A 23,673-nucleotide genomic window follows, 5' to 3' on the forward strand; every position below is an offset into this window, starting at 1 on the left:
GTTTAAATATAACCGCCTGCCAGGCATTCGTGTACAAAATTATAATTGCCGCCATTCACATTGCCCAAGTAATGAAAACGCCGAGCGCGGCTCTATGTCAAGAAAGCGGTAAGTTACTTTAGATAGGTATAAACCTTCTGGTTTTGCCGGGATAATAATTTTAGGTACCTGTTTATTAGCGATATAAAACTCAAACTCATCCACACTCATTTCCCCGCGGCCAATTTCCAGCAAACGGCCAATCGTTATCCTGATCATGCGGTTTAAAAAACGGTTTGCGGTGATGCTGAACCTCAGCTTATAACCCTGTTCATCGATATATAACGCCGCCGACATGACATTGCAGCGGGTATGATCAACCCTGTCGGGCGTTTTGCTTAAAGCACGGTAATCATTGTATTTGGGTAGGATGGATACCGCTTTCGCCATGGCTTCAAGATCAAGGTCCTGATCGGGGTAAAAAGAGCTGAACTTGCTCAGGAAGGGATCTTTGTAGTTATGGATAAAATAATCGTAACTCCGCTTTACGCCGTCAAAACGCGCGTGCGGATCGCCCTGCATGGGTATAATATCAAATACGGCTATATCATCGGGCAGTACCTTGTTAAGGCGGAATAATAGGTCGAAGTCGGGATCGTGGGCGATTTCTGTATGGAAAAAGAACTGGCTGGCATGCACCCCGGCGTCTGTACGTCCGCAGCCCACAATATTTACCGGGTATTTTAAAATGCGTGTAAGCGCGGTTTCAATGGTTTGCTGAACCGTTATTGCGCTCGACAGCTTTTGCCATCCTGCATACTTTGTACCATGAAAACCTATGTGAAAGAAGTAGCGCATAATTTACCCCGGTATAAACGCCAAAAATGCGCATTATTTTATAAAACAAAAGCCCGGTGCAATTAAACACCAGGCTTTGTATATAGATAACAATTGTTTACACTTTTTTAGGCGGCAAATCAAAAGCGATGGCGTTATGTTCAAAATGGCCTTTATGCGAACCATCGCAAAAAGGTTTGTTTTTTGAAAGCCCGCAACGGCATATTGAAACTACGGTACGGTCCTGCAAACCGTAGGCGTTACCCTGCGTATCTACAATTTCAAAATCGCCCTCTATTTTTACAGATCCGTTATTGTTAATGGTAAGTTTAGTTTTTTCCATGTATCAGATTTTGGGCGAAATTACAGATTGCAGGCAAGTTAAAATTGTTTATTTACTATTTAGAAGTGTTCCTGATTGGACAAAACCAGGCGGCAGTATCAGGCGAATGACTGATTGAAAGCCACCAGGATCTGTAAAAATATATCCCTGTCCAGCACAATAGATGCCGGGGGCTCGGGCTTTAATAACTTATCGTTTTTACTTTTAACAGGAAATAACGCTATAAAATCCCGCAGGCTAACCTGGTATTTCAACACCGGGTCGCGGTGGTAAATTTCTTCCAGCCTCATTTCAAAAAGGGAAACACTAATCGGGTCGGCAATCATATCCAAAGCTACTGTTTCTTTATTTACTGCGGTTTAAAGCCGGGTATAAATGACAAATTAATGATTTGTAAATTTATACAGCAGGGCGCTATAATTATAAATTTGTAATACAGGCAGTAAAGCCTGTAATAAAATCTACACTATGGAATACAGACAATTGGGAGCATCAGGCCTGCGTGTGCCCGTGTTAAGTTTTGGTACTGCTACTTTTGGTGGCGGCAACGAGTTTTTTAAAGCCTGGGGCAATACCCAGCTTGATGAAGCCAAAAAATTGGTAAACCTTTGCCTCGACGCGGGCGTTAACCTGTTTGATACCGCTAACGTTTACTCGCATGGTATTTCCGAAGAGATTTTGGGTAAAGCCCTCGAAGGGATTCGTAATGAGGTTCTGATATCAACCAAGGCAACCTTTACCATGGGCAATGGCGCTAACGATTTCGGTTCATCGCGTTTTCACCTCATTAAATCGGCCGAAGAAAGCCTCAAACGCCTCAATACCGATCGGATCGATATTTACCATATGCATGGTTTTGACGCCAATACGCCTGTTGAGGAAACCCTGCGCGCGCTTGACGATCTGGTTACAAGCGGAAAAGTGCGCTATATAGCTTGTTCTAACTTTTCGGGCTGGCACCTAATGAAATCATTATCGGTATCTGAAAGATATGGCTGGAGCCGGTATGTTGCGCACCAGGCCTATTATTCGCTGTTAAACCGCGAGTTCGAATGGGAACTGATGCCGCTGGGTATCGATAAAAAGGTAAGCACTATTGTTTGGAGCCCGCTATCGTCGGGCCAGTTGAGTGGTAGGTTTAGAAGGGGGCAGCCGATCCCTGCCAACTCCAGGACAGTGCAGGGCGGGGCACATGGCCCGGCAACTAATTTCGATCATTTGTATAATATTATCGACGCCCTGGATGAAGTAGCCGAAGAAACAGGTAAGTCTGTACCGCAGGTTGCCCTGAACTGGTTGCTGCAACGGCCAACCGTAGCCAATATAGTTATCGGTGCCCGTAACGAAGAACAGTTGAAGCAAAACCTTGGCACTATAGGCTGGAATTTAAGTACAGACCAGGTTAAAAAGCTGGATGCTGCCAGTGAAGTGCCACCTATATACCCATACTGGCACCAACGTCAAAACCTGAAACTGGTTCCGTTGCCTATACAGTATTAATTTCAGGCGCAAGCTATCTTTTCGTAAAATGCCGTTCCTTAATTAAGAGGAATGGCATTTTGTGTTTCAGGCAAGGCTCAATACGTAAAATTACGCACTCCTGATAGCGCTTTTACCGTGCCAATACGCTGACTAAATCCAAACGCAAGGTTTAAATTTGCTTTATAGGTAACAGGGTTTTAACTATTATAAAACCCCAGGCCTTATCACCATCAAATTATGTGTAATGATCAAAAAGCAATACCTTAAAGAAATTGCCATAACATCAACTCAGCAAAGGCGCGGCAATTCAAACACCACTAAAGATGTAATGAAAATACAAAGCTGGCTTAACCTTTATGCCGTCACTCACCCCTCGGCGGGCACCGCCACCGGCATCGACGGCGATTTTGGCCCGGCTACCGAAACCGCGGTAAAAAACTTTCAAAAAGCGAAAAACATACCGCAGACAGGCATAGTTAACGCTGCTGTTTTTGCCTCCCTTTGCGAACCCATGACCAGTGCCTTCTCCTCAAACGCTCAGGGCAATGGCCTGCGCGAATTGATTGTGAACACGGCGCTGCAGCATCTGGCAAACTCTCCGTTTGAACTGGTAATAAAAGGGCAAAGCAATACCGGCCCCTGGGTGCGCGCCTATATGGATAATAACGAAGGTACCGAATGGTTTTGGTGTATGGGCTTTGTGCAAACCATCATTGACCAGGCTGCAACCATTTTGGGTAAAGATTTCCGTACGCTGATGCCCTTAACGTATAGCTGCGATACCGTAGGTACAACCGGCCTGCACAAAGGCTTACTTACCCGTTACAATGTTGTACGCACTACTCCAGGCATTGTGAAACAAGGAGACATTTTCCTGCTGCAGAAAACAGCGAACGATTGGGTTCATACCGGTCTTATTACTGCCGTACAAGGCGATCTTTTTGAGACTGTTGAAGGAAACACCAATACTGATGGAAGCAGCAATGGCAATGGTGTTTACAAGCGTGTACGCAATTTCCGAAGCTCCAAACTTGATGTATTTTCCATACAGCCCCTGGTTTAAGCTGCCCGATGCGCTGAATCGTTAGCTCCTTACAGGGGCTTTTTTTTTAAGTAACAGTTAAATTACAATGGATGCTTAAAAAAAAGCACCCATTTTTTCGGTCGTTTACAAAACTTAGTTAATTTGCGTTACTGCCTGTCGGGCAACCCAATAAGCCAAATAAACCTGATCTATCTATGGATTGCATAGAAATTGTTCCATCAAAAGCTATTGAACCATACCGGTTTTAATCGTGTATCTGTTGGCGGGTATGTCAGGCATTTTAAAGGCATTAGTATGTTGTTCAGAAAGCAGCAACGAGGCTAACTGCTCCATTTTATTGCTATGACAGTATTGATGATTTTTGTTTTGAAAAATTAGCTATGAAAAAAATAATATACCCTGCTATTGCACTTTTAACCTTAGCGGCATTTTTGCCGGCCAGGGCCCAGACAAAATTATTTGATGGTAAAACGCTGAACGGGTGGAAACGCCTTGCCGGTACTGCTGATTATAAAGTTGAGGATGGCGCTATTGTAGGCACAACCGTGCTGAACTCGGGCAACTCATTTTTAGTTACTGAAAAAGAATACGGCGACTTTATCCTGGAACTTGATGCGAAAATTGAAAGCGAATTAAGTAACTCGGGCATACAAACCCGCAGCCATTTTGATCCCGAAGGTAACAAAGGTAAAGGCAAGGTTTACGGTCGCCAGTGTGAAATTGACCCTTCAAGCCGCAAATGGACAGGCGGTATTTACGATGAAGGCCGCCGCGACTGGCTGTACCCGCTGGATCTGAACCCCAAAGCAAAAGATGCCTTCAAGGTTGGCGAGTACAATCACATTAAAATTGAATGTATTGGCAATGAAATGAAAACCTGGATAAACGGGGTGCCGGCCGGCGATGTTGTTGATACCGTAGATAACAAAGGTTTTATAGCCCTGCAGGTACATGCGGTGAGCGAAGAAAAACAGGCCGGTAAAAAGGTGTATTTTAAAAACTTAAATCTTAAAACTACCAATGTAAAACCCGCGCCTTTTCCTAAAGATGTTTACGTGGTAAATTTAACCCCCAACAGCCTGACCGCCGCCGAAAAAGCCGCCGGTTGGAAACTGCTTTACGATGGCAAAACCAGTACCGGGTGGCGCGGTGCAACCTTAAAAGGCTTTCCGGATAAAGGCTGGGAGTATGCGGATGGTACCATGCATGTATTAGCTTCGGCAGGGCAGGAAGAATCGGGCGGTGGTGATATTGTTACCAACGATAATTACAGCGCTTTCGATCTTTCGTTCGAGTTTAAGCTTACACCGGGTGCCAACAGCGGCGTTAAATATTTTGTAACCCTGTCTGAAGTTACCAAAGGTTCGGCTATTGGTTTAGAGTATCAGGTGCTTGATGATAAACTGCACCCCGATGCCAAACTTGGCCGCGACGGCGACCGCACACTCGCCTCGTTATACGATCTGATCAAAGCCAATAAGCAAGAGCGTTTTGTACATCCCATAGGGGCCTGGAATACCGGCAGGATAGTGGTGTATCCCAACAATCATGTGGAGCATTACCTTAACGGTATTAAAGTATTGGAATATGATCGCGGCTCGCAGGCTTACCGCGATTTGGTCGCCATCAGTAAATACAAAATCTGGAAAAACTTTGGTGAAGCCGCAGAAGGTCATTTACTTTTACAAGACCATGGCAACGAGGTGTTTTTCAGAAGCATTAAGGTTAGAAACTTAAAATAGATCGATTTGTGGACACTTACTAAGTAAAGCACGTCATTGCGAGGCACGAAGCAATCGCACGGAGGCAAGTTCGCCCTGCACAGTTCGCGATTGCTTCGTGCCTCGCAATGACGTTTTTAATTATAGGGTTCATTTCAAACCTTACAACGATTTCCTCAACCGCACGGTAAACGGCACAGCAAAACGCTCGTGGCAGCTGCTGAGCGCAAACTCAGCGGTTTTGACGCCCATTAGCTTAAAATCCGTAGAAATGGTAGTAATTCCGTCAAGGATAATTTCTTTAAGCGCGGTTTCATTATAGGATATGACGCCTACGTCCTGCGCCACTTTTAAATCGGAAGCGATTATTTTTTTGACCAGCTCAACCAGGTCGTCCTCAGTAAGGCTGATGTATACAGTATTGTGGTTGATGTTTTCAGCTGCCAGGGTTTCCACCACCTCATATTCAAAAGCATACTGGCGGCAAAAGTTTACAAACCCCTTCATTATCTCTTTGGAGTGATAGGTTTTACCCGGAAAGATCAGCTTGAGCGTATGGTATTTACTCAGGTTATCAAGCATGCTTTTCAGGGCCTCGTATACATCTGATGCAAAATCTTCATATATCGCCGCAAATTTACCTGTAACCCCCGGTACCATGTTGTCAAGCAATATCAGCTTGTCTTTCGGGATGGTGTTGATAATTTCGTGGGCTTTGGTTTCATTATCTAAAAAATGCGGTATAACGATGTATTTGGCATAATCGTTTTGGATCCCCTCGGCGATGATCTTTTTAAAAAAATAAAAATCGTTGTTATAGATGTAAAAGTCTACCGCCGCCTGCTCGCCAATGGTAGCCACAAAGGCATCGTAAATAATTTTTTTATGCGCGCTTAACTTGTTGAACAGCAGGAAAATTTTGAGCGGTTTTTGAAAATCAGTATTGGAGATAAAGAAACCCTTGCCCGGAACTGAACTGACAATTCCTTTGTCTTTCAATTCTTTATATACGCGCTCTATCGTATTTCGTGAAGTGTCGAGCGCATAGCTCAGATCGTTGATAGATGGCAGCATATCATCCTTCACGATTTGGCCGCTCTCAATAGCCCGGATAATGGCGTTAGAGAGCTGCAGGTACTTCGGGGTGATGGAGTACTCATCGATGGATAATATTTTAAGATAATTCTTCACATCACAAATGTAGTATTTGGTGTAATATTCTTATTGTGTAAAAAAGACAGATAGAGATAGTTGGCAGGCAGTTTATTTATATCTTGCCTTAACCAATTAAAGCCCTCAGGGCTACGGAGATCAAACCCGATTAAACCAATGGCATTGAACCACAACCAAATCAAAATTTCATTTGTAATAGCTGCATGCGCACTACTCTTTACAGTTAATGCAAAAGCGCAGGACATTTACGCGCAGTACCGGCAAAGCTGGCTAAAAAAAGCCGAAGATTTTAAGCCTAAGCTCACCGAAACCATAAAACAACCGGTAGGCCTCGTAAAAATGGAAAAGGACGCTTCGGCATTCCAGGGCTGGAAGGCTGTTAAAAGTGAAAGTATCGATTCGCTGTATAACAACTCGTTTAAGAAACACAGCGGTGTTGTTGCCGATTTTGGTGAACACTTAACAGGTTATTGCACTTTCACCATTAAAACCCTAAAGGGTACGCAGGACGCGCCGGTGCGCCTTAAATTCACCTTTGGCGAGGTACCCGCGGAGCTTTCGGTTCTGTTTGATCCTTATCCCGGCGGTTTGAGCCGCGCCTGGTTGCAGGATGAGATCCTTACCATAACAGAAATGCCCGCTACTATCACCATCCCGCGCAGGCTGGCCTGTCGCTATGTGAAAATTGAATTGCTGGGCGCTTCTGCCTATTTTGATTTCCATATCAGCAATATTCAGTTTAAAGCTACAACATCTGGCACCACAACGCCGCATGCCCTGGCCGCGGGCACATCACCTATGATTACCGCTATTGACAGGATAGGGTTAACAACTTTAAAAGAGTGTATGCAAACGGTATACGAAGACGGCCCCAAACGCGACCGCCGCCTCTGGATCGGCGACTTGTACCTCGAATCGCTGGCTAATATGTACTCGTTTAAAAACTACGACCTTACCCGTCGCTGTTTTTACCTGCTGGCCGGTTTATCGGGCGATGACGGCATCCTGATCTCGAACGTGTTTGAAACACCCGAGCCCCACGCCCAGGTTGGTAACCGCCTGCTTGACTACTGCTTTTTGTATAACGTTGCCCTTAAAGAGTACGTAGCCTCCACCGCCGATAAACAAACCGGCCTCGACCTATGGCCTGTCGCCAAAAAACAACTGGATATTGCCCGCAAATATGCCGGTGCCGACGGCATGATGGATTATGTAAAAGCCGGTAAGGAGTGGTGGGTGTTTTTTGACTGGAAGGATGGGCTTGACAAACAAGGCCCGTTACAGGGCTTAACCGTATATACGCTAAACCAGACTTATCAACTTGCCAAGCTTTTGGGTAAAGAAAGCGAAGTGGCCGATATCCCAACATTGGCCAGAAAGCTGAAAGATGCGGCCCATAAAAATCTATATGATAAAAAGCAGGGCCTGTTTATAAGTGGTACCAATAAGCAAATCTCTTACGGAACGCAGGCCTGGATGGTGTTAAGTGGCATAGCCTCAAAAGCGGAAGCACAAAGGGCGTTGAAAGCCCTGCCAAATATAGCTGATGCCGTGCATCCCGGCGCGCCATACATGTTTCATTATTATGTAGCCGCGCTGATTGAAAGCGGCCTGAAAGCTGAAGCTAAGCAGGCCCTGCAGACCTACTGGGGCGGCATGGTTAAAAAAGGGGCAGACACTTTTTGGGAAGTTTACGACCCGAACGATGAGCTAAAATCACCCTATAACTTTTATCCCGTAAACAGCTACTGCCATGCATGGAGCTGCACGCCTGTATATTTTATCAGGAAATACCCGGATATTTTTCAAAACTGAACCGGGATTAGGGGGATTTTTAGATTTGATCTTTATTCAGGCAAAATCCTTCAATCCGAAAAGTCATCTGAAAATCCCGGTTCAGGGTCATCGGTCTTTCTTCTTAAACGCATAATATAAGTACCCGAGGGCCGGCAAAATGAACAAACTGCCGACTAAAAGACCGATACCCAAATCATCAATACTGTTGCTATTGGCATGCTCGGTAAGTAACGACATCGAGCTGCCATCTTTAAAGATCACAAATCTCGGGAAGCGGGAAAACCCAACCGAAATTAAAATCATACAAACCTGGAACGCGGCCAGAAGCCTGATCCATTGGCGGTTTCTTTTATGTGATATGATTAAATAAAGAACTATTAGTGAAATGGTTGCGGCAATTACAGCAACTAAACTTACGGGATTACCAAAGATCCAGTTGGCGAGGTTCACCTTTTCAATATACGAAGCCAGGAATACCAGTGCCCCGCAAATTACCGCGGCAATGTTCATGATCTTCGCCTTGCGGATGTAGCGTTTGATTTCGTCAACATCATCAGTTTCGCCAATTATATAAATTGCCGCAAGGAAACCGCAGAGTGCCACCGTAAAAAGGCCCACCGCAACCGAAAACCAGTTAAACCAGCTGAAGATGTAAGCATGGGCAAAGTCGGTTGCTTTGGGGTTGATCTGTCCGGACAGCGCGCTGCCTGCTATGATTCCCAAAAACAAGGGGGTTACAAAGCTTGAGTAAACAAAGATGCGCGTGTAAAGGGCCTGCGTTTTTTCGTCTTTTACAGCATCGTAATTACGAAAGGAGAACGCTGTACCTCGGGCGATAACGCCAAGCAGCATAATTAATAACGGGATGTGCAGGTAAATACACATTTCGCTGTAGATAACCGGAAAACCAACAAACAGGATCACCACGGTAATAATCAGCCACATGTGGTTTGCTTCCCAGATAGGGCCTATGGCCTGGTACATGATTTTGCGGGTGCGGTGTTTATTATCGGCAGATGTAAACAGTTCGATGATGCCGGCGCCAAAATCGGCCCCGCCCAATAAAAAATAGAGGGTGATGGCGGCAAAAAGAAAAAGGATGACGATGTAAAGCATGATCTCGGGGTTTAACGGTCGTACAATTCAGGCACCATCTGGATCTGCCTTTTTAATAAAAATATAACAGCCACGCTCAGCGTAAAATAAATAAAGCTAAACAGGTAAAACGAGTATTGGATGCCCGGCATAGGGGTTACCGCTTCGCTGGTGCGCATCACCCCCTGGATAATCCATGGCTGGCGGCCTACTTCGGTAACCGTCCATCCTGCCTCTAGGGCGATAAAACCAAGTGGTGTAGCCCAGATAAATAGTTTCAGGAACCAGGGCTTACTTAACAGATCTTTCTTTTTCCATAACTCATAAAAATAAACTATACCTATCAGCATCATTAACACCCCGATGCCTACCATAATTTGAAAGGCATAATGGGTTACCGCTACCGGAGGCTGGTTTTGCACCGGTATTTTATCCAACCCGTTTACCGGTGTTTTAAAATTATCATGCACCAGGAAGCTTAACAGGCCGGGGATCTCGATGCCGTAATTCACTTTTTTTACAGCTGTATCGGGGATGCCACCAATAACTAAGGGCGCGTATTCCTGTGTATGGAAATAGGCTTCCATGGCAGCAAGTTTGGCCGGTTGGCGTTTGGCCGCGTTTTTGGCTGATAAATCGCCGCTTAAGGGTTGTATAATAGCGGCTGCGGCACCGAATACGATAGCTATTTTAAAAGCCCTGGTATGAAATTGAATGTTTTTTTTGCGATAGATCATGAGCGCGTGGATGCCTGCCACCGCGAAACCTGTTGCCGAAAACGCGGCGATGATCATGTGGAGCGACTCGGAAAACCAGGCCGCGTTAAACATAGCCTTAACCGGGTCGATATTGATATACTGTCCGTTTACAAAATCAAAACCTGAGGGGCTGTTCATCCATGAATTGGCCGAAACAACCAGGATTCCTGATGCAACACCGCTAATACCCACAATAATTCCGGCGGTCCAGTGTACCCAGTTATTGAGGCGGTTCCAGCCGTACAGGAACAGTCCTAAGGCTATGGCCTCGATAAAGAAAGCCACGCCCTCCAATGAAAACGGCATGCCGAATATCGGCCCGGCATGTTTCATAAAGCCCGGCCAAAGCAGGCCCAGTTCAAATGAAAGCATGGTGCCCGAAACCGCGCCGGTAGCAAAGAAGATGGCTACGCCCTTGCTCCAGGCAACGGTGATGTTTTTATAAACCGGGTTTTGTGTTTTAATCCATTTATAATGTGATATGGCCATAAAAACCGGCATCACCATCCCAATGCAGGAGTATATGATATGAAACCCTAACGATAAGGCCATTTGGGATCTGGCTGCTAAAAAATCATCCATAGGTGTTATACTTAAATAATGGCTGAAATTAAATGATAATGTAACAAATTTGTAACTAAATGCTTATCGATATTGAATTTAAAATAGGTTTTGTTGCTTGAAGAAATTGGATTAGCGAGAATTATTTAGTAAACATTTGTGGTGGATTAATAGCCCGAAGGGGGGCAAGAAATTTTCACAAGAATTTTACGAATTATCAAATATTGATTCCTTTGCGTTTTTTGTTACTATTAAAATTTGCATACATTTAGTTTGCAAATGGAAAACAAAAACAATAAGAAAACCATCAGGGCATGGGCTTTTTTTGATTGGGCCAATTCGGCCTATAACCTCGTTATCACGTCAACCATATTTCCGGCCTATTACGTGGCCATAACCACTAATAAGGCCAATGGTGATAGGGTCAGCTTTTTTGGGCATAGTTTTGTCAATACGGCACTTTCTGATTATGCACTCTCGGTAGCATACCTGGTGATGGTTTTGCTTTTGCCTATACTATCTTCTATAGCTGATTATAAGGGAAATAAAAAAATCTTCATGCTGTTTTTTACCTTGTTGGGTTCGGTTGCCTGTTGCGCATTGTTCAATTTTAATAGCGACCACCTCGAAACAGGTGTGATCTGCTTCGCGCTGGCTGCCATAGGCTATAGCGGTGGATTTGTATTTTATAATTCTTATTTGCCTGAAATAGCTACCGTTGACATGCAGGATAAGGTAAGTGCCAAAGGTTTTACTTATGGCTATATTGGCAGTGTATTACTGCAGTTGATCTGTTTCGTATTCGTATTGAAAGGCGAGTGGTTTGGTATTGTAGATAAAACCTTCGCGCCGCGTTTGTCGTTCTTGCTGGTAGGGCTCTGGTGGATCGGTTTTGCGGTTATTCCGTTCACTGTTCTTCCTAAAGGCAGCCCTAACGCGCAAAGCCACAATCATAACATCATTAAAGGCGGTTTTATTGAGTTGGGCCATGTTTGGAAAAAAGTTAAACAAATGCCGCTGCTCAAAAGATTTTTGCCTTCATTTTTCTTTTACTCCATGGGCGTTCAAACTATCATGTTGGTAGCTACGGGTTTTGCCGCTAAAGAACTTAAGATGGAAACGCCGCAGCTGATCACGATTATCCTGATTATTCAGTTAGTCGCAATTGCAGGTGCCACGTTAATGTCGCGCTTATCCGGCAGATACGGCAATGTAAGGGTACTGGTTGGTGTAGTTATTTTATGGATTTTGGTTTGCTTAGCAGCGTATTTCACTTACACCCAAATGCAGTTTTACATCATAGCCGTTGTTGTAGGCCTGGTAATGGGAGGGATTCAATCCATGTCGCGCTCAACCTATTCTAAATATCTGCCCGAAAACATCCCGGATACGGCGTCATTTTTTAGCTTTTACGATGTTACCGAAAAACTGGCCATTGTAGGTGGAGTATTTAGCTTTGGCTTTTTTGAAGAACTTACGGGCAGCCCCCGCAATTCGGTATTGGTGCTGGGCATATTTTTTATTATCGGGCTTATTTTATTGTTTTCTTTATTACGTGCAGAGAAAAACATTAATAAAAATTCGGATTTTAGCGCCCTTAAGTAATTGTTGCCGATGAATGTTGAGTTGTTTATCCCTTGTTTTATAGATCAGTTGTATCCTGCTACGGCTTTCAATACGGTTAAGGTGCTTGAAAAGGCGGGTTGTAAGGTTAGCTATAACCCCAATCAAACCTGCTGCGGGCAGCCTGCTTTCAATGCCGGTTTCTGGGATGATGCCAAGGCTATAGGCGGTAAATTTTTGAGCGATTTTTCGGAGGACAGCGTGATCGTTTCACCATCAGCATCGTGCACGGGCATGGTGAAAAATTATTATAACGATCTGTTTACCAATACCGCGGTACACAATACCTGCCGCGCCATACAAGGCAATATCTATGAACTTTCAGATTTTTTAGTGAATATCCTCGAGTTCGATTATTTCGGTGCCGAACTTGATGGTAAAGCCGTTTACCACGATAGCTGCGCGGCACTGCGCGAATGCAAGATCAAGGAAGAACCCCGCAAACTACTTTCTAAAGTTCTTGGTCTCGAATTATTGGAGCTGAAGGATGGAGATACCTGTTGTGGTTTCGGCGGGACTTTTGCCGTAAAATTTGATGGAATTTCAACCGCAATGGCACAACAAAAGGTAGATAATGCGCTTGCAGCCGGTGCGGAATACATTATTTCTACCGACGCTTCATGCCTGATGCATTTGCAGGGCTATATCGATAAAAACAATCTGCCTATACAAACCATGCACCTCGCCGATGTTTTGGCTTTGGGGTGGGGGAATGTGTGATGGGTTTATTCCTTATAGAGCTTCATTTGTAAGGTATCTTTGTTGATTACCATTTTCCATTGCATGCTTTGGTCGATGTGATTGCCGATATCAATTTTGGTGGTATCACCTTTCGGTCCGTTAAAAAATACATTCAACACATGATGGTTTGCATCGTACAGGTATGAGCTAAACCAGGCCTTCATATCGTCAAAAACATACGGATTTGCCGAGAAGGATATCGTTCCGTCTTTTTCAACGTAAACTTTATGAAACGACGAAGCATGCTTTATCCACGCGTTTTCATCGTCGGGTTTGCCATTTCGCTTTAACTCGGTTACTTTCCATATCCCGGTAAACGGAGCCGGAGTGGGTTTATGGGCAACATAATGATACACGCTGTAAAAAGCGGTGGCCAATACTAAAGGTATCACTATCGGTTTCAGAAAACTTAGTTTTATTGGCGGAGTTATTGATTTGCTTAAAAACAATAATTTGAGGTCGTCCCATCGCAACAGTAGTAAAAAAAACAAACTTACAGTTAATATAGCGGCAACCACAAACGCGCCAAAAGCGATATCATAAAACAGGTTGATCAATACGATATTCAACATCACCGGTAATAACAGGCAAGTGCCTAATAACGTAGTACGCCTGAACATGAGCAGTATGCCGCCGAAAATCTGGATGCTGCCCAAAATAACGGCAAAGGTGTAGGAATGGCCGAAATAATACCAGGTAAGTGACAAGCCGTTTAAATGACCAGCCTGCATATCATCCCTGAAGTAATAATGACCAAATTGTGTTTGACAGATTTTGGCAAAACCATAAACACTAATGGTATAAGCAATAAAATAACGGATAACGGCCCTGAACCAGGCATGTTTAGCGGTTGAATCTTTATTAGCTTTTAGCTCGTTGCGGTGCCAGGATATTGAATATAGAAGAGCGAGCAACGCTGCCGCGCCTAAGCCATCAATCAGGGCATCGTCAAGCACGTTGCCGAACCGCATATAAAATATTTCGGGCGCTAAAGATGAAAACAGCATGTAAATACCGCACACACCTGCTACTAAAACTAAAAAAAACTCAGAAAATTTGCTGAACCATGAGGAGCGGGTGACTGTTTCCGGTTGCATTGAGCTGACTTATTTCCTGTCAATATCCAAAATCCTGCCCTCTTTAGCCATATCAGCAAGCAAACTTTTAGGCAAGCCCTGCTGTGCAATATCGTAAGCGGTATCACCTTTGGCGGCAATGTCATCCAGCCCATCTTCGCGATCCGTTTCGTATTTGTTGAGGGCGAGGTATACGGTATCGGCAACTACGCGGTTTACTTTATACAAAGTGTAATGCTCGTTTTTTAATTTGATGTGATACACATCATTGGGTTTAGGGCTTAATATCAACCGGCTGACACGGCTGGCTGTTTGTTTCCCGTCGAAGTACCCGAATATGGCAATTATTATAAGTACGCCGATGCCGCTAAATGTCCAGACAGGGATTTTAGTTTGTGCCTTAAGGTTATCATAACTTAACCTGAGCGAGGCCGGCATCTCCTTTAATTTTAAAACCTGCCTGCAATTAAGACATTGTGATACCCCGGTTTTACCTATCGGGAAAAACGGGATCCAGAAAACGTGCGCCCAGCGCTGAAAAACATTCATCTGAATACTGTTGGCTGTATTGCAGTTAGGGCATGAATCCGTTGTGATTTCGTTTTTAAGTAATTTACCCCTGGTTCCGTATACGATCATGGTGTTTTGGTTTAGGATGTTTTTATCCGGTCGAAAATAGCGAAATAGGAGGGGATAATATAACTATTTTTGATGCCGTTTCAATTTAAATGGGAAATCATAAGTATAGGCTCTCTATATTTAAAAGTTCGGGCTTAATTACTTTAAATATTCTTGAATTTTCATTTGTGTCAGCAGGCGTTATAATTTTTTTGAATAATAAATAACTGACAATTTGCCGCGTTGTAATACCCGGCAATTCCGATTCAAATTCATTACCTATCGGGATTTCGGCGGCTCCGTATTTGTCAATCAATGCGTTCATCCGACCAAAAAAAGCGCGGACAGATTGTTCCGGAAACCTTGGCGGATATGGATGATTTTTAAACGAGTGCCAGATTTTATCAGCTGGTTCATCTAAATAACCCTTCAATGAACGATTCCCAAATCCAAAATTCCATTCATCTGTTTCTACCAGACAATGCTTTTCTAAATCTTCAGGCTTTCTGTAACTGCGATGTTCTCTTTTCTCCCAAAATAAGTTTGCGGTTTCCAGAGATTCGGCCGATTGGAAATGAAATATCGCCTTAACAAAATCAATATTCCGCAAAACATGCTCCATTTTTAAGATAAACAGTTTAAAATCCTCCTCATCAAACACTGCTGCGCCTATAGTTTGAGCATAGCTTATAACCATATTATCCCATGTATAATTATACATAAGTACCCCTTCGTGATGATAGTTATTATAATCACCAAGTCCAAAATCAGAAGTGTTTATTGGGGGGAACATCAAATCATTTCCCAACGATTTGATAAAATCTACAGAGCCAACATAATCATGGTGTAAAGTTATCGCACCATATATAACAGCCATTTCCATGTGATAAAATTAAGTTTATAAATGTAACAGTTATATTAATTAAATGCTGATGTGTTTTTTTCGTGTAGGGCGCGCGTTCTTACTCGTCTATAATTTATAGCTACATTTACCGTAACATGAAAATCAATCGCTTATACATTTCTTTAAAAAACTGTATCTTTGCCGTTTGAAATGAACAAGAAAGTCGCTTTTTACACTTTAGGCTGCAAGCTGAATTATTCGGAGACCTCATCTATTGGTCGCCTGTTTAACCAGGCCGGCTATGATACAGTTGGCTTTACCGATAAGCCGGATGTTTTTGTAATCAATACCTGCTCGGTTACTGATAATGCCGATAAAAAGTGTAAAAAGATAGTTAAGGAAGCGCTCAAAATTTCGCCTGATGCCTATGTTACCATTGTAGGCTGCTATGCGCAGTTGAAACCGCAGGAAATTGCCGAAATTCCCGGTGTTGACATGGTGCTTGGCGCTGCCGAAAAATTCCAGATCATTGATCACATCAGCGATTTAACTAAAAGGCCTAAGGCGCTGGTATTTAATCAACCTGTATCAGAAGCTAACGAGTTTGTACCCGCATATTCCTTTGGCGACCGTACCCGTACGTTTTTAAAAGTGCAGGACGGCTGCGATTACTCCTGTACTTTCTGTACCATTCCGCTGGCCCGTGGTGCAAGCCGTAGCGATACTATCGAAAACGTGTTGGAGCAGGCCCGGCAAATAGCTGCATCGGGCGTTAAGGAAATTGTTTTAACAGGCGTAAACCTGGGTGATTTTGGGATTCGTAACGGTAAACGCGAAGACAAATTTTTCGACCTGGTAAAAGCATTGGATGAGGTAGAAGGAATCGACCGTTTCAGGATCTCCTCAATCGAGCCTAATTTATTAACCGACGAGATCATAGCTTTTGTGGCTACGTCAAAACGTTTTGTGCCGCATTTCCATATCCCGCTGCAATCCGGTTCGGATAAGATTTTGGGGTTAATGCGCCGCCGCTACAAACGTGAGCTATATGCAAACCGTGTGGCCAAAATCAGGGAGCTGATGCCTGATTGCTGTATCGGGGTGGATGTGATCGTCGGTTTCCCGGGCGAAACGCGTGAAGATTTTATAGATACCTATAACTTCCTGAACGACCTGGATATTTCATACCTGCACGTATTTACCTACTCTGAACGGGAAAATACCCTTGCCGCCCAAATGACGGGCGCCGTTCCGGGTTCATCGCGCGGTGAGCGGAGCAAAATGCTGCACATCCTGTCTGACAAGAAACGCCGCGCTTTCTATGAAAGCCAGCTCGGTAAAAATGAAGAAGTTTTATTTGAGGGGGATATTAAAGACGGCTTTATGCATGGTTTCACGCGTAACTACGTAAAAGTGCGTACCAAATATGATCCCGTACTGGTGAACGAATTAAAAACCGTTCACTTAACCAATATTTCACCTGATGGTGATGTTGAAATAACAGAAGGCGAAGAAATATTAGTGCATTAAACTTTATATTCGCCCTAAAAATTAACCTATGTTCCCTACGTTAACTTCGCTGTTACAATACCTTTTTGGTTTCCATCTCCCGCTGCCTATCCAAACTTTTGGTTTTTTTGTGGCTATCGCCTTTGTTGGCGCTTACTGGGCTTTTGGGCAGGAATTTAAGCGCAAGGAAGCGCTGGGTGTTATTCATTCGTTTAAAAAAACAGTAACCGTAGGCTTGCCTGCTGCTGCAGGCGAATTGGTTGGCAACGGCATTTTCGGCTTTTTATTAGGTTATAAACTTGTTGACTGCGCGCTTAATTACCATGCGCTTATTGATAATCCGCAGGATTTCTTATTATCGTTAAGGGGCAACTGGATAGGCGGCTTATTAGGGGCTGCGGCTTTCGCATACTGGGCCTGGCACGAAGCTAACAAACAGAAGCTGGATAAACCGATAACCAAAGAAATTGATGTACATCCGCACGAACTGTTAGGCAGTATATTACTATGGGCCGCAGTATTCGGTTTTGCAGGTGCCAAACTTTTTAACGCGCTCGAAAACTGGGGCGATTTTATGAAAGACCCGGTTGGTATGCTGGTAGGTTTTAGCGGGCTCACGTTTTATGGCGGACTAATATGTGGCGGCGCTGCTGTTTTGTATATTGCCAATAAAAACGGTGTTAAACCTTTAAACATGCTGGATATTGGCGGCCCGGGTATGATGCTCGGCTATGGTTTGGGTCGCATTGGCTGTCAGATGAGCGGCGACGGCGACTGGGGTATTGTAAATACAGCGACAAAACCGGCTTGGCTGAGCTGGGCGCCGGATTGGATGTGGAGTTTTAAATTTCCGCATAACGTGAACGACGAGGGCGTGCAGATGGTAAATTGCGTAGGTAAATTTTGCCATGAATTGCCGCTTCCGGTTTACCCTACCTCTTTTTACGAGAGTGTAATTTGTTTATTACTCTTCTTTGTATTATGGAAAATAAGGCACAATTTTAAAGCTCCGGGCGTTTTGTTTGGGATATATATGATATTGGCCGGTGTTGAGCGTTTCATGATCGAACTCATCAGGGTTAACACCAAATATGTAGTTGCAGGAATTTCGTTTACCCAGGCCGAAATGATTTCGGTAATTATGGTTTTGGGCGGCACCGCGCTTATTGTAAACGGACTGAACAAACAGAAGAAAACGCCGGTTACAAATAATGGCTAAAAGCGCGTCAACAAGTAATTTATTTCAGAATCAGGTTTTCAGGTTCGTACTTTCGGCAGGCGCCGGTTTTTTGGTAGATGTATCTGCCTTTTATTTGTTTTACCATAACCTGCTGGTGCAGCGTAACTATCAGGTACTAGGCTTTACCTTTCGTAATTACACCGTCTCATTAGCGCTTTCGTTTTTTATGGGTGTGCTGGTTAACTTCCTGATAACCCGTTATATGGTTTTTAACGAATCGAAATCGGCACCGCAAAAACAGTTTATCCGCTTTGTAACAGTAGCCACAGTGGGTTTTTTCGCTAACCTTACGGTAGTTAAAATATTGATCCAGGCCTGTAGTTTTAATCCTACCGTGGCGAGGGTTTCGGCTGCGCTAAGCCTGTTTTTCGCCAGTTTTTTTATACATAAAGTTTTTTCATTCAGCTTATCATTAAAACGTAACCATGCAAACGGCCAACATAACCAATCAGGTAACTGAAGTTGCAAAACAAGCAGGCGATTTTATCCGCCAGGAACGTAAAGCCTTTGATCCGGATAAAATTGAGTACAAAGGCCTCAACGATATGGTATCGTACGTTGATAAAACCGCCGAGCACATGATTGTTGCCGGATTGAGCAAGATCCTGCCCGAGGCCGGTTTCATCACCGAAGAAAAAACCACCACCAAAATAGGCGAACGTTACAACTGGATCATCGACCCGTTGGATGGTACTACTAATTTTATTCACGGTGTGCCGGCGTTTTCGGTAAGCATCGCGCTTAAAGAATATAATGAACTTATTTCGGGCGTGGTTTACGAAGTTAACCTTGATGAGTGCTTCTACGCCTCTAACGATACCCCGGCATATTTAAATGGCAAAGAGATTAGCGTAAGTAAAAACGCTACAGTAGGTACCAGTCTGCTGGCAACCGGTTTCCCATATTACGATTTTACCAAACAGGCGGCTTATATCGAACTATTCACCGAACTAATGCGCAGTAGCCACGGCTTAAGGCGCTTGGGCTCGGCAGCGGTCGACCTGGCTTATACAGCCTGCGGCCGTTTTGATGCTTTTTACGAGTATAACCTGAATGCCTGGGATGTTGCAGCCGGCATTGTGATTGTTAAACAAGCCGGTGGCGAGGTTGTGAATTTTAAAGGCGGGAGTGAAGTGTTGGAGGCGAGGGAGCTGTTAGCTACTAATGGCAAAATTACTCAAGAGATGTTGGGGGTGATACAAAAGTATTTTCGATAGAATATCTATCATAGATAGTTCTATTTGAAAAATGATTTAATATATTCAAATATTTTGTAAAGAAGCAGTCCAATCCATAAAGACAGTCCGCCTAAGATTGAAAAGATAATTAAATCTTTTTTTTCAATGTTTTCTGAAAATAATATTGTGCACACACAAAGCGCATAAACGAGGTGACCCAAGATTATCATCCATTTTCCTAATCTTGTGTTTCTGCGATCTATGCTTTCCGCTTCAATCAATTTAATTCCTTTTTTTTCAATCGGGTGCATAAGAATTGGAACTTCCCCATTAAAATTCTCTATAATAAAATTAAACGTAACCGAATCTTTTCTATTCCAAACTGGGACATTCCATTCTAAGTTTTTTAGAATAAAATTATAATTGTTTGTGATTTCTTGAGGATCTATATCTCCTTCATTCTTTTGAGCATTATATTCATCTATCTCATTAACTCTTCGGTTTCTTTCTTCGTAGAAATTATCTTCCAATTTGATATTAGTGCGATAATTATCATGAAATGCATTGAAACTTAGGAATTGACTATTAACGTCGACCCAACATTTAACAACTACGTTTTCAAAATCACTATTACTTTCGTTTGTGATGTTTAGCGTAACAAAATTTAGATGTTTTACTATTCTGGTGTCATAAAGAACCTTTATGTTGCCATGAAAGCTATCATTAATGGATGTCCCTAAAGAATTAAATTTTCGTGAAAAACTAAACAGTGCTCCTCTATTTTTAAACCTTTCTAAAACTATATAAACTATTAAGCTTATCAGCGAGCCAATAAAGGCCCATCCTAATTTTGAAATGCTATCCAATGTCTCTTTCATACTATCTATAAAAGTAACAAATTTGACAGATAAAGATTAATTCTCAATTTCAAAACGTTAACAGTGTAATATTTGCCACAAACAAAAAAGCCTCTCATTTTCATGAAAGGCTTTCCTATAAATAATAATGGAGTACGAAACTCCAAATTTCAAAATTACAATGCTTCCGATACCACCTCAGTAACCTCAGGCACCATACGTTTCAACAAATTCTCGATACCTGCTTTAAGCGTAACGGTTGATGATGGGCAACCGCTGCATGAACCGCGAAGCTCCACAGTTACCACACCTTCGTTAAATGAGCGGTAGGAGATTGCGCCGCCATCCTGCTCAACAGCCGGGCGAACGTAATCATGTAAAATCTGCTGTATTTTAACCTCGGTTTCAGTACCTTCAAAGTTACCGGCTTCTGCTTCCTCTTCCAGTTGTACCTTTAATTCAGATTCTACAGCGCCTTTTACAAACTCCTTCATAATCGGCTCAACATCTGCCCAGTCGCTGCCCTCGGCTTTGGTAATGGTTACAAAGTTGCTGGCAAAGAACACGCCATTTACAAATGAAAATTTGTAAAGCTCTTTTGCAAAAGGCGATTTTTCGGCGCTTTCCTTAGTAGGGAAGTCAACACTGCCATTAATCAGCAGTTTGTTAACTATGAATTTCATAGTTGCCGGGTTGGGCGTTAATTCAGTATATACGTTGATATTCATCGTTCGTGTTTTTAATCAATCCTAATTAACAAATTTAGTGAGCTTTTTTATTAAAAACTACCCTAAACTTTGTTATGACATTTCTTTGATGTGCAAATGTGCAGATGATGTGCAAATGTGAGGATTCCAGATGTGCAGATGATGGATCGATGTGTAGTTCTCAAATCGGATCACCACGTTCATTATAAAATCATCTGCACATCTGCACATCGATCATCTGCACATCAATCCATCATCTCTCATCGATCAAATCCCTGTGTAATTTAATGGCGTTATCTTTTTTAATTCATCCTTAACGGCATCGCTTACCTGTAAGCCGTCAACAAATTCGGCTATGGTTGTGGCGTTAATCTGCTGGTTGGTACGGGTAAGGTCTTTTAGTGCTTCGTACGGGTTCGGATAACCCTCACGTCTTAAAATAGTTTGGATGGCCTCTGCCACAACAGGCCAGTTGGCTTCAAGGTCGGCATTGATGGCATCGGTGTTTAACAGCAATTTATTAAGCCCGCGGATGGTTGATTTGATGGCGATCAAGGTATGGGCAAAAGGTACGCCGATATTCCTCAATACGGTGGAGTCGGTTAAATCACGTTGTAACCTTGATACAGGCAGTTTGGCTGCAAGGTGCTCAAATAAAGCGTTGGCTAAGCCCAGGTTACCTTCCGAGTTTTCAAAATCGATAGGGTTAACTTTGTGCGGCATGGCCGATGAGCCCACTTCGCCTGCTTTGATCTTTTGTTTAAAGTAGTTCATGGATATGTAGGTCCACATATCTCGGTCAAGATCAATCAGGATATTGTTTACGCGTTTCAGCGCATCGCATTGGGCCGCGAAATTATCGTAGTGCTCAATCTGGGTGGTAAACTGCGAGCGCTTAAGGCCCAGGATATTATTAACAAAATTGTTGCCGAATGCTTTCCAGTCGATAGCCGGGTAGGCGATGTTATGGGCGTTAAAGTTACCGGTAGCGCCGCCAAACTTGGCTGAGTTAGGAATTGGTTTCAACAGTTCGAGCTGGGCTTCCAAACGCTCAACAAAAACTTCAATTTCCTTACCCAAACGGGTTGGCGATGCAGGCTGGCCATGGGTGTGGGCCAACAGCGGTACGTCTTTCCAATCAGCAGCGAATGATTTTAAAATATTAACCAGGTCTGCAATGGCAGGGTAGTAGCTATTATTTAAGGCCAGCTTAAATGTGTAGGGAATTGCCGTGTTGTTGATATCCTGCGAAGTAAGGCCGAAGTGGATAAACTCCTTAAAAGCCTCTAAACCTAACTTATCAAACTCTCCTTTAATAAAATACTCAACCGCTTTAACATCATGGTTGGTGGTTTTTTCGATCACTTTTATACTTTCAGCATCAGCTTCCGAAAAATTTCGGTAAATATCACGTAACTTTTCTGATAGATTTCCGTCAAAAGACTGTAACTGAGGTAGTGGGTATTCCGCAAGCGCTATGAAGTATTCTATCTCAACAAACACACGGTACTTGATCAATGCATACTCTGAGAAATATGCGGCAAGTTCGGCTGTGGTGTTTCTATACCGGCCATCAATAGGCGAGATCGCTGAAAGTGAAGTAAGCGTCATATATATTAAAAGAGTGGGTGTTAATTTTTGCAAAGGTAATCATTTTTGAAAAGCCTCCGGCAGATTAAACCTTCTCGTTTAAAGCCCTGAAATTAAGCTCATAAACCTACAGATTTAAAAATGAACAAAACGTTTGTAATGAAAAAGTAAAAACCGAAGGAAACTTTGTAATCAAAAAATGTTTCCATAGTTTTGACCCGGAAAGTCAATGAGTCAAACAGAAAGAATTATTAAAGGCGCCGAAGACCTGTTTTTAACATCAGGCATCCGCAGTATCACCATGGATGATATCGCCAGGCACCTCGGCATGTCGAAAAAAACCATTTACCAGTTTTTCAGGGATAAAAACGAATTGGTTGTAGCCCTGACTAAAAAGAAGCTGCAGGAAGATGAAGATCAGATTAACGAGATAGAAGCAACCTCAAACAATGTGATTGAAGAAATGATCAACACTACCAAATGTTCGGAAGAGATATTTTCCCGTATCAACCCGGTGGTGATTCATGACCTTCAAAAATATCATCCCGAAGCATGGACTGATTTTCAAAACTTTAAGGCCAATTTCCTGATCCAGAAAATGGAGCAGCTTTTAACCAAGGGAATGGCCCAGGGTTACATCCGTAAGGATATTGACGTAAAAATTATGGCCCGCATGCGGGTTAACCAGGTAGAGCTTGGTTTTAATACTTCAATATTCCCGTTGGCTGAATTTAGCCCCTGGAAGGTGCAGGTGCAGTTTCTGGATCATTTTAACTACGGCATTTGTACCCTTGAGGGTTATAAGCTGCTTGATGAATATAAAAAGGAGAATAATGAATAACATACTGACATAAGGCTGTCAAACCATAGCCCGAAATTTGATGCCATCCATTTAACCA

Annotated in this window: 23 protein-coding genes; 11 read left to right on the plus strand and 12 right to left on the minus strand. The window is 43.1% G+C overall.

What is annotated here, in order from left to right:
* Positions 1-39: 39 nt before the first annotated feature.
* From LX99_RS07105 to LX99_RS07115, 3 genes are all read right to left on the minus strand, one after another.
* Complete coding sequence (locus LX99_RS07105; RefSeq protein ID WP_109607226.1) at positions 40-837, minus strand: tRNA pseudouridine synthase A; 798 nt, start codon at positions 835-837, stop codon at positions 40-42.
* Positions 838-934: 97 nt separating this feature from the next.
* Positions 935-1,159, minus strand: coding sequence for a CDGSH iron-sulfur domain-containing protein (locus tag LX99_RS07110; protein WP_109607227.1), 225 nt, complete (start codon positions 1,157-1,159; stop codon positions 935-937).
* 98 nt (positions 1,160-1,257) lie between these two features.
* Positions 1,258-1,491 (minus strand): hypothetical protein, encoded by a 234-nt coding sequence (locus LX99_RS07115; protein ID WP_146203076.1) that lies wholly within the window; start codon positions 1,489-1,491, stop codon positions 1,258-1,260.
* A 136-nt stretch (positions 1,492-1,627) separates the two neighbouring features.
* Here LX99_RS07115 and LX99_RS07120 point away from each other — a divergent pair, with 136 nt between their 5' ends.
* From LX99_RS07120 to LX99_RS07130, 3 genes are all read left to right on the plus strand, one after another.
* Positions 1,628-2,659, plus strand: a complete 1,032-nt coding sequence (locus tag LX99_RS07120) for an aldo/keto reductase (protein ID WP_109607229.1) — start codon at positions 1,628-1,630, stop codon at positions 2,657-2,659.
* A 226-nt stretch (positions 2,660-2,885) separates the two neighbouring features.
* Positions 2,886-3,704, plus strand: coding sequence for a peptidoglycan-binding domain-containing protein (locus LX99_RS07125; protein WP_109607230.1), 819 nt, complete (start codon positions 2,886-2,888; stop codon positions 3,702-3,704).
* A 362-nt stretch (positions 3,705-4,066) separates the two neighbouring features.
* Positions 4,067-5,428 carry a 3-keto-disaccharide hydrolase gene (locus tag LX99_RS07130; RefSeq protein ID WP_022830409.1) on the plus strand — a complete coding sequence of 454 codons (1,362 nt, stop codon included), beginning with the start codon at positions 4,067-4,069 and terminating at the stop codon, positions 5,426-5,428.
* Positions 5,429-5,569: 141 nt separating this feature from the next.
* On the opposite strand, the gene LX99_RS07135 is transcribed toward LX99_RS07130, so the two are convergent.
* Entirely contained in the window at positions 5,570-6,598 is a 1,029-nt protein-coding gene (locus LX99_RS07135) for a GntR family transcriptional regulator (protein WP_109607231.1), read from the minus strand.
* 138 nt (positions 6,599-6,736) lie between these two features.
* Here LX99_RS07135 and LX99_RS07140 point away from each other — a divergent pair, with 138 nt between their 5' ends.
* Positions 6,737-8,395 (plus strand): alpha-L-rhamnosidase-related protein, encoded by a 1,659-nt coding sequence (locus LX99_RS07140; RefSeq protein WP_109607232.1) that lies wholly within the window; start codon positions 6,737-6,739, stop codon positions 8,393-8,395.
* 87 nt (positions 8,396-8,482) lie between these two features.
* Here LX99_RS07140 and LX99_RS07145 read toward each other — a convergent pair whose 3' ends face one another.
* Positions 8,483-9,493: a cytochrome d ubiquinol oxidase subunit II gene (locus LX99_RS07145; protein WP_109607233.1), complete on the minus strand. Its 1,011-nt coding sequence runs from the start codon at positions 9,491-9,493 to the stop codon at positions 8,483-8,485.
* Between the two features lie 11 nt (positions 9,494-9,504).
* On the minus strand, positions 9,505-10,812 hold the full coding sequence (locus LX99_RS07150; RefSeq protein ID WP_109607234.1) for a cytochrome ubiquinol oxidase subunit I: 1,308 nt from the start codon (positions 10,810-10,812) through the stop codon (positions 9,505-9,507).
* Between the two features lie 258 nt (positions 10,813-11,070).
* Between LX99_RS07150 and LX99_RS07155 the strand changes: the two genes are divergently transcribed.
* On the plus strand, positions 11,071-12,396 hold the full coding sequence (locus LX99_RS07155) for an MFS transporter (protein WP_109607235.1): 1,326 nt from the start codon (positions 11,071-11,073) through the stop codon (positions 12,394-12,396).
* A gap of 9 nt (positions 12,397-12,405) precedes the next feature.
* The gene (locus LX99_RS07160; protein WP_109607236.1) at positions 12,406-13,134 is read left to right on the plus strand and encodes a (Fe-S)-binding protein; all 729 of its coding nucleotides are present in this window, start codon (positions 12,406-12,408) and stop codon (positions 13,132-13,134) included.
* 5 nt (positions 13,135-13,139) lie between these two features.
* On the opposite strand, the gene LX99_RS07165 is transcribed toward LX99_RS07160, so the two are convergent.
* The 3 genes from LX99_RS07165 to LX99_RS07175 form a co-directional block, all read right to left on the minus strand.
* Positions 13,140-14,252, minus strand: coding sequence for a hypothetical protein (locus LX99_RS07165; RefSeq protein ID WP_109607237.1), 1,113 nt, complete (start codon positions 14,250-14,252; stop codon positions 13,140-13,142).
* A gap of 9 nt (positions 14,253-14,261) precedes the next feature.
* On the minus strand, positions 14,262-14,870 hold the full coding sequence (locus tag LX99_RS07170; RefSeq protein WP_109607238.1) for a hypothetical protein: 609 nt from the start codon (positions 14,868-14,870) through the stop codon (positions 14,262-14,264).
* Positions 14,871-14,967: 97 nt separating this feature from the next.
* The gene (locus tag LX99_RS07175) at positions 14,968-15,732 is read right to left on the minus strand and encodes a hypothetical protein (protein WP_109607239.1); all 765 of its coding nucleotides are present in this window, start codon (positions 15,730-15,732) and stop codon (positions 14,968-14,970) included.
* Positions 15,733-15,903: 171 nt separating this feature from the next.
* Between LX99_RS07175 and mtaB the strand changes: the two genes are divergently transcribed.
* The 4 genes from mtaB to LX99_RS07195 are packed head-to-tail and all read left to right on the plus strand — an operon-like array spanning position 15,904 to position 19,659.
* Positions 15,904-17,223 (plus strand): tRNA (N(6)-L-threonylcarbamoyladenosine(37)-C(2))-methylthiotransferase MtaB, encoded by a 1,320-nt coding sequence (gene mtaB / locus LX99_RS07180; protein WP_109607240.1) that lies wholly within the window; start codon positions 15,904-15,906, stop codon positions 17,221-17,223.
* Between the two features lie 28 nt (positions 17,224-17,251).
* Positions 17,252-18,421, plus strand: a complete 1,170-nt coding sequence (locus LX99_RS07185; protein ID WP_109607241.1) for a prolipoprotein diacylglyceryl transferase — start codon at positions 17,252-17,254, stop codon at positions 18,419-18,421.
* Entirely contained in the window at positions 18,414-18,902 is a 489-nt protein-coding gene (locus LX99_RS07190; protein WP_109607242.1) for a GtrA family protein, read from the plus strand. Before LX99_RS07185 ends, LX99_RS07190 begins: the two co-directional genes overlap by 8 nt.
* Positions 18,868-19,659 carry an inositol monophosphatase family protein gene (locus LX99_RS07195; protein ID WP_109607243.1) on the plus strand — a complete coding sequence of 264 codons (792 nt, stop codon included), beginning with the start codon at positions 18,868-18,870 and terminating at the stop codon, positions 19,657-19,659. The genes LX99_RS07190 and LX99_RS07195 overlap by 35 nt, the downstream gene beginning before the upstream one ends.
* 20 nt (positions 19,660-19,679) lie before the next feature.
* Here LX99_RS07195 and LX99_RS07200 read toward each other — a convergent pair whose 3' ends face one another.
* The 3 genes from LX99_RS07200 to purB all read right to left on the minus strand — a co-directional run bounded on the left by LX99_RS07200 (position 19,680) and on the right by purB (position 22,795).
* The gene (locus LX99_RS07200; RefSeq protein ID WP_109607244.1) at positions 19,680-20,498 is read right to left on the minus strand and encodes a hypothetical protein; all 819 of its coding nucleotides are present in this window, start codon (positions 20,496-20,498) and stop codon (positions 19,680-19,682) included.
* A 155-nt stretch (positions 20,499-20,653) separates the two neighbouring features.
* A complete protein-coding gene (locus tag LX99_RS07205; RefSeq protein WP_022832498.1) occupies positions 20,654-21,205 on the minus strand; it encodes a NifU family protein in 552 nt (183 codons plus the stop codon).
* A 246-nt stretch (positions 21,206-21,451) separates the two neighbouring features.
* Positions 21,452-22,795, minus strand: a complete 1,344-nt coding sequence (purB, locus tag LX99_RS07210; protein ID WP_109607245.1) for an adenylosuccinate lyase — start codon at positions 22,793-22,795, stop codon at positions 21,452-21,454.
* A gap of 208 nt (positions 22,796-23,003) precedes the next feature.
* Between purB and LX99_RS07215 the strand changes: the two genes are divergently transcribed.
* A complete protein-coding gene (locus LX99_RS07215) occupies positions 23,004-23,615 on the plus strand; it encodes a TetR/AcrR family transcriptional regulator (protein WP_109607246.1) in 612 nt (203 codons plus the stop codon).
* Positions 23,616-23,673: the final 58 nt, after the last annotated feature.

The sequence above is a fragment of the Mucilaginibacter oryzae genome (assembly GCF_003148845.1).
Taxonomy (GTDB): domain Bacteria; phylum Bacteroidota; class Bacteroidia; order Sphingobacteriales; family Sphingobacteriaceae; genus Mucilaginibacter; species Mucilaginibacter oryzae.

Coding starts and splice junctions, on each gene's coding strand:
- LX99_RS07105 (WP_109607226.1), bottom strand. CDS start 837: ATGCGCTACTTCTTTCACATAGGTTTTCATGGTACAAAGTATGCAGGA.
- LX99_RS07110 (WP_109607227.1), bottom strand. CDS start 1,159: ATGGAAAAAACTAAACTTACCATTAACAATAACGGATCTGTAAAAATA.
- LX99_RS07120 (WP_109607229.1), top strand. CDS start 1,628: ATGGAATACAGACAATTGGGAGCATCAGGCCTGCGTGTGCCCGTGTTA.
- LX99_RS07125 (WP_109607230.1), top strand. CDS start 2,886: ATGATCAAAAAGCAATACCTTAAAGAAATTGCCATAACATCAACTCAG.
- LX99_RS07130 (WP_022830409.1), top strand. CDS start 4,067: ATGAAAAAAATAATATACCCTGCTATTGCACTTTTAACCTTAGCGGCA.
- LX99_RS07140 (WP_109607232.1), top strand. CDS start 6,737: ATGGCATTGAACCACAACCAAATCAAAATTTCATTTGTAATAGCTGCA.
- LX99_RS07145 (WP_109607233.1), bottom strand. CDS start 9,493: ATGCTTTACATCGTCATCCTTTTTCTTTTTGCCGCCATCACCCTCTAT.
- LX99_RS07150 (WP_109607234.1), bottom strand. CDS start 10,812: ATGGATGATTTTTTAGCAGCCAGATCCCAAATGGCCTTATCGTTAGGG.
- LX99_RS07155 (WP_109607235.1), top strand. CDS start 11,071: ATGGAAAACAAAAACAATAAGAAAACCATCAGGGCATGGGCTTTTTTT.
- LX99_RS07160 (WP_109607236.1), top strand. CDS start 12,406: ATGAATGTTGAGTTGTTTATCCCTTGTTTTATAGATCAGTTGTATCCT.
- LX99_RS07165 (WP_109607237.1), bottom strand. CDS start 14,252: ATGCAACCGGAAACAGTCACCCGCTCCTCATGGTTCAGCAAATTTTCT.
- LX99_RS07170 (WP_109607238.1), bottom strand. CDS start 14,870: ATGATCGTATACGGAACCAGGGGTAAATTACTTAAAAACGAAATCACA.
- LX99_RS07175 (WP_109607239.1), bottom strand. CDS start 15,732: ATGGAAATGGCTGTTATATATGGTGCGATAACTTTACACCATGATTAT.
- mtaB (WP_109607240.1), top strand. CDS start 15,904: ATGAACAAGAAAGTCGCTTTTTACACTTTAGGCTGCAAGCTGAATTAT.
- LX99_RS07185 (WP_109607241.1), top strand. CDS start 17,252: ATGTTCCCTACGTTAACTTCGCTGTTACAATACCTTTTTGGTTTCCAT.
- LX99_RS07190 (WP_109607242.1), top strand. CDS start 18,414: ATGGCTAAAAGCGCGTCAACAAGTAATTTATTTCAGAATCAGGTTTTC.
- LX99_RS07195 (WP_109607243.1), top strand. CDS start 18,868: ATGCAAACGGCCAACATAACCAATCAGGTAACTGAAGTTGCAAAACAA.
- LX99_RS07200 (WP_109607244.1), bottom strand. CDS start 20,498: ATGAAAGAGACATTGGATAGCATTTCAAAATTAGGATGGGCCTTTATT.
- LX99_RS07205 (WP_022832498.1), bottom strand. CDS start 21,205: ATGAATATCAACGTATATACTGAATTAACGCCCAACCCGGCAACTATG.
- purB (WP_109607245.1), bottom strand. CDS start 22,795: ATGACGCTTACTTCACTTTCAGCGATCTCGCCTATTGATGGCCGGTAT.
- LX99_RS07215 (WP_109607246.1), top strand. CDS start 23,004: ATGAGTCAAACAGAAAGAATTATTAAAGGCGCCGAAGACCTGTTTTTA.